Raw genomic sequence first — 5,214 nt, forward strand, 5'->3', positions numbered from 1 at the left:
GCGGGCGCGGCCGACGCCGCCGCCGCCGAGCGCCGCCGCGCCGGCCTTCGCCAGCGGACCCGCCTTCACGCCCGCGTCACGGGCGGGGCCGTTCGTCGCCGCGATCACGACGGGACGCCCGCCGACCACCGCTGCGAGCCCGACCACCGCGGGGACGGCGCCGAGCCGGTCGCGCACGTCGATCGCGAGGCGGCGCAGGTCGTCGGCCGACTCCAGCGCGCCGACCTGCTCGAGCACGGCCGTCACCGGGCCGACGGCGCGGGCCTGCTGCGCGAGGGCGGGCACCCGCTGCGCGAGCGCCTGCCGCTCGAACTCCGCGATGCGCCGCTCCGCCGCCTTGAGGCTCGCCGCGAGGTCCGCGACGCGCTCCGCGATCTCCGACCTCGGCGCCTTGAGGCTCGCCCCGAGCTGCGCGACGAGCGCCCGCTCGGCGGCGAACTCCCGGAACGCCTCGGGCCCCACGAGGGACTCGATGCGGCGGGCGCTCGCTCCCACGCTCGACTCCCCCACCACGTTGATCAGCCCGATCTCGGACGAGTGCGCCACGTGCGTGCCGCCGCACAGCTCGCGCGACCAGGGACCGCCGATGTCGACCATCCGGACGACGTCGCCGTACTTCTCGCCGAACAGCGCCATCGCCCCCGCGGCCTTGGCCTCGTCGATCGGGAGCACGCGGGTGACGACCTCGAGGTCCTCGTCCACCCGCAGGTTCGCGATGTCCTCGACCTCGCTGCGGGTCTCCGGGCTGAGCGGGCTGGACCAGGAGAAGTCGAGCCGCATGTAGCCGGCCCGGTTGTAGGAGCCGGCCTGGTGGGCGTCGGGGCCGAGCACCTGCCGCAGGGCGGCGTGGATCAGGTGCGTCGCGCTGTGCGCCTGGGTCGCGCCGCGGCGGTAGAGCGGGTCGACGACGGTGCGGGCGGGATCGCCGACCGCGACCTCCCCCTCCACCACCTGCACCCGATGGCTCACGAGGCCCGGGACGGGGCGCTGCACGTCGAGCACCTCGAGCCGGTAGCCGGGACCCTGGATCTCGCCCTGGTCCGCGTCCTGCCCGCCGGACTCGGCGTAGAGCGACGTCTCGGCCAGGATCACCTCCGCGATGTCGCCGAGGGCGATCGAGCCCACGCCGACCCCGTCGCGGATCAGCCCGAGCACCCGGCTGTCGGCGACCAGCTCCCGGTAGCCGAGGAAGGCGGTCTCGCCGGCGGCGCGGAACTCGCGGTACACGGAGAGGTCCGCGAGCGCGGTCTTGCGCGCCTTCGCGTCGGCCTTCGCGCGGCTGCGCTGCTCCTGCATCAGCCGGTCGAACGCGTCGCGGTCGACGGTCAGGCCGGCCTCCTCGGCGACCTCGAGCGTCAGGTCGATCGGGAACCCGTACGTGTCGTGGAGCAGGAACGCCGTGTCGCCGGCGACCTCAGCCGCCCCGGCCTCGCGGGTGCGCGCGATCGCGGTCTCGAGGATGGCGGTGCCGCCGGACAGGGTGCGCAGGAAGGTCTCCTCCTCCGCGTCCGCGAGGCGCTGGATGCGCCCGCCCTCGGCGAGCAGCTCGGGGTACGTCGGCGCCATCGCGTCCCGGGACACCGGGAAGAGCTCGCCGAACGTCGGGCGCTCGACCCCGAGCAGCCGCATCGCGCGGACCGTGCGGCGCAGGAGGCGGCGCAGCACGTAGCCGCGGCCCTCGTTCGACGGGGTGACGCCGTCGAGCATCAGCATCATCGCGCTGCGCACGTGGTCGGACACGACGCGCATCCGGACGTCGTCCTCGTGGTCCGCGCCGTAGGCGCGGCCGGAGAGCTCCGCGGCCTTGTCGAGCACCGGCCGCATCTGGTCGATCTCGTACATGTTGTCGACGCCCTGCTTCAGGAAGGCGACGCGCTCGAGCCCCATGCCGGTGTCGACGTTCTTGTTCGGCAGCTCGCGGACGACGTCGAAGTCCTCCTTCGACCGGATGTTCGCGATCTCGTACTGCATGAACACGAGGTTCCAGATCTCGACGTACCGGTCGTCGCCGGTCGCCGGCCCGCCGTCGGCCCCGTAGGCCGGACCGCGGTCGAAGAAGATCTCGGAGTCGGGGCCAGCCGGGCCCGGCTGCCCGGTCATCCAGTAGTTGTCGGCGTAGCCGAGCCGCTGGATGCGCTCGGGGCGGACCCCGACGACGTCCCGCCAGATCCCCGCGGCCTCGTCGTCGTCCTGGAACACGGTGACCCACAGGTCCGCGGGGTCGAAGCCGAAGCCGCCGTCGTCCTCAGGGGTCGTGAGCAGCTCCCACGCCCAGACGATGGCATCGTGCTTGAAGTAGTCGCCGAAGGACCAGTTGCCGAGCATCTGGAAGAAGGTCCCGTGCCGCGGCGTGCGCCCGACCTCCTCGATGTCGAGGGTGCGGATGCACTTCTGGCTGTCGACCGCCCGCGGGTACGGCGCGGGAACGGTGCCGTTCAGGTACGGGATGAACGGGACCATGCCGGCCACCGTGAAGAGCAGCGACGGGTCGGGCGAGACGAGCGAGGCGCTCGGCACGACGGTGTGGCCGCGGTCGGCGAAGAACTGCAGGTAGCGGCGGCGGATCTCGTCGGTGCGCATCAGGCCGCGTCCGCCCGGTGCGCGCGGTAGGAGTCGGAGAGTGCGCGGACGAACTCGTCCGACGCCGATCCGGCCGCGGCGATCAGGCGCCCCCCGGCGGCCGAGCCGGCGGCCAGTCGCGCGACCGCGATGCCGGCGAGCAGGCCGGCGAGAAAGACGAGCAGCTTGCCCATGGTCCCTCCAGATTCCAACGGGCGAGCCTACCGAGGGCCCGCCGCGGTCCACGCCGCCGGGAACGACGAGAGCGCCCGCCCCGACGGGGACGGGCGCTCTCGTCGCGCGGGATCAGCGCGCGGCGTAGTACTCGACGACGAGCTGCACGTCGGCCGTGACCGGCACCTCGACGCGCTTCGGGCGGCGGGCCAGCTTGGCCTGCAGCTTGTCGATCTCGACCTCGAGGTAGCCCGGGGTCTTCGGCAGCACGTCGAGGTGGCCGCCGGCCGCGGCGACCTGGAACGGCTCGAGCTGCTCGCTCTTGCCCTTCACGTGGATCGTCTGGCCCGGCTTGACGCGGTAGCTCGGGCGGTCGACCAGCTTGCCGTCGACCAGGATGTGGCGGTGCACGACGGCCTGGCGGGCCTGGGCCGTGGTGCGGGCGAAGCCGGAGCGCAGCACGAGCGCGTCGAGGCGCATCTCGAGCAGCTCGACCAGGTTCTCACCGGTCAGGCCGGCGGTGCGGCGGGCCTCGTTGAAGACGATGCGCAGCTGCTTCTCGCGCAGCCCGTACTGGGCGCGGAGACGCTGCTTCTCGCGCAGGCGGACGGCGTAGTCGCTGTCGGCCTTGCGCTTGCTGCGGCCGTGCTCACCGGGAGCGTAGGGACGCTTCTCCATGTAGCGGGCGGCCTTCGGGGTGAGCGCGACGCCGAGCGCGCGCGAGAGCTTGACCTTGCCGCGGGTGCGGGCCTTGGTGGACATGCGGTTCCTTCGTCAGATCTCGATCACGGATGACCGTCCGCGCGCACGCGGACGGGAGCAGAGGTGAGAGGAGTGGCGTTCCGAGGACCGGCCGGCTACAGGCGCTGGTCCCCTCGCGATCCCGGTGCCGCAGCCGCACGACGTCCGGGCCCGCTCCGGGCCGCCGTCGAGGATAGCAGCACCGGCGGGGTCGGCCGGAGGGTCAGGCGCCGTCGGCGGACCCGCCGCGCACCCGGCCCCGCAGGCGCTCGACGCGGCCCGCGGTGTCCCGCTCGAAGCCGTTGCCGGTCGGCCGGTAGTAGTCGCGGCCGACCAGCTCGTCCGGCGGGTACTGCTGCTCCACCACCCCGTGCTCGCCGTCGTGCGCGTACCGGTACCCCTTGCCGTGCCCGAGCCGCTTCGCCCCCGGGTAGTGCGCGTCGCGCAGGTGCGGCGGCACCCGCCCGATGCGACCGCTGCGCACGTCCGCGAGCGCCTCGTCGATCGCGACGTAGGACGCGTTCGACTTCGGGGCGAGGGCGAGGTAGACGACCGCCTCCGCGAGCGGGATCCGGCCCTCCGGCATGCCGATCAGCTGCACCGCCTCGGCGGCCGCGACCGCGAGCGGCAGCGCCTGCGGGTCGGCCATGCCGACGTCCTCCGCGGCGAGCACGATGACCCGCCTGGCGATGAAGCGCGGATCCTCCCCCGCCTCGATCATCCGCGCCAGGTAGTGCACCGCGGCGTCGACGTCGCTGCCGCGGACCGACTTGATGAAGGCGCTGATCACGTCGTAGTGCTCGTCGCCGTCGCGGTCGTAGCGCAGCAGCGCGCGGTCCACCGCCGTCGCCACCAGCTCCTCCGTGACGGTCGGGAGGCCCTCGCCGTCGTCCTCCGCGAGGGTGGCGGACGCCTCGAGCGCGGTCAGCGCGCGTCTCGCGTCCCCCGAGGCGAGCCGCACGAGCGCCGACCGCGCGTCGGGTGCGAGGACCACCCGGCCACCGAGCCCCCGCGGGTCCTCCACCGCCCGGTCGACGAGCACCCCGAGGTCGTCCTCCGTCAGCGGCTGCAGGGTCAGCAGCAGCGAGCGCGACAGCAGCGGCGCGATGACGGAGAAGGACGGGTTCTCCGTCGTGGCCGCGATCAGCGTCACCCAGCCGTTCTCGACCCCCGGCAGCAGCGCGTCCTGCTGCGCCTTCGAGAAGCGGTGGATCTCGTCGAGGAACAGCACGGTCGACAGCCCGTACAGGTCCGCGTCCTCCCGTGCCCGCTCCATCACGGACCGGACGTCCCGGACCCCGGCCGTCACCGCCGACAGCTCGACGAACCGTCGGCCGGAGCTGGCGGCGACGGCCTGGGCGAGCGTCGTCTTGCCGGTCCCGGGCGGCCCCCACAGGATGACGGACACCGCGCTCGCGGCGCCGTCGGTGGAGGCGAGCCGGCGCAGCGGCGACCCGGGCTTCAGCAGGTGCGCCTGCCCGGCGACGTCGTCGAGCGACGTGGGCCGCATCCGGACCGCGAGCGGCACGGGCCCCTGCCGCAACCCCGGCTGCACCTGCACGAGCGCACCCTACGCACGGGCGCGGACATCGGCGGGCGCCCTACGATGCCGGACGGCCGGGAGGGAGCGGGCGTGGCGGATCGGGGTGCGCGCAGGGGCGCGGGGCGCGAGGAGCGGCGCCGGGCGCAGGCGTACGCGGTGCGGCAGGCGGTCCACCGCGACCGCGGCGCGCGCCGCCG

At 74.3% G+C, this 5,214-nt stretch carries 4 protein-coding genes; all 4 read right to left on the reverse strand.

Translation table 11 applies throughout. The features are described from left to right. On the reverse strand, window positions 1-2,580 hold a 2,580-nt coding region (gene alaS / locus ACFSBI_RS16115; protein WP_377936738.1), incomplete at its 3' end, for an alanine--tRNA ligase. Beyond that, window positions 2,580-2,771 carry a hypothetical protein gene (locus ACFSBI_RS16120; RefSeq protein WP_377936740.1) on the reverse strand — a complete coding sequence of 64 codons (192 nt, stop codon included), beginning with the start codon at window positions 2,769-2,771 and terminating at the stop codon, window positions 2,580-2,582. The genes alaS and ACFSBI_RS16120, both read right to left, overlap by 1 nt. Window positions 2,772-2,865: 94 nt before the next feature. Further along, entirely contained in the window at window positions 2,866-3,495 is a 630-nt protein-coding gene (gene rpsD / locus ACFSBI_RS16125) for a 30S ribosomal protein S4 (RefSeq protein WP_377936742.1), read from the reverse strand. Window positions 3,496-3,697: 202 nt separating this feature from the next. Then, on the reverse strand, window positions 3,698-4,984 hold the full coding sequence (locus tag ACFSBI_RS16130; protein ID WP_377936744.1) for a replication-associated recombination protein A: 1,287 nt from the start codon (window positions 4,982-4,984) through the stop codon (window positions 3,698-3,700). Window positions 4,985-5,214: the final 230 nt, after the last annotated feature.

Origin of the sequence: Amnibacterium endophyticum (genome assembly GCF_042680685.1) — a bacterium.
GTDB lineage: Bacteria > Actinomycetota > Actinomycetes > Actinomycetales > Microbacteriaceae > Amnibacterium > Amnibacterium endophyticum.